The organism is Halomonas sp. SIMBA_159, from assembly GCF_046536035.1.
Lineage (GTDB): Bacteria > Pseudomonadota > Gammaproteobacteria > Pseudomonadales > Halomonadaceae > Vreelandella > Vreelandella venusta_A.
The window spans coordinates 1-236 of sequence record NZ_JAWJBT010001605.1 but is presented as its reverse complement, the minus strand read 5'-3'; the positions used below and the strand labels follow the sequence as shown (position 1 = coordinate 236).

General features: G+C 51.3%; 1 protein-coding gene. It reads left to right on the top strand.

Annotated features, from left to right (window positions below):
• On the top strand, nucleotides 1-236 hold a 236-nt coding region (locus R0J87_RS24640; RefSeq protein WP_498889665.1), incomplete at both ends, for a DUF2062 domain-containing protein.

Sequence of the window (236 nt, the reverse complement as noted above, 5' to 3'; positions counted from 1 at the left end):
CTGCCCGCGGTGCTTTCGCTGTCGGACTATTTTTTGCCTGGATGCCAATCCCGTTTCAAATGGTCGCCTCAGCCGCTGTCGCTATTCCGATGCGAGTCAATCTGCCGTTATCGGTATCTTTGGTTTGGCTAACTAACCCGCTGACGATGCCGGTGCTGTTCTATTTAAGTTATCTGGTAGGTTGTGTAGTACTGCGTACACCAATAGAACACTTTGCGTTTGAAGCCAGCTGGGCC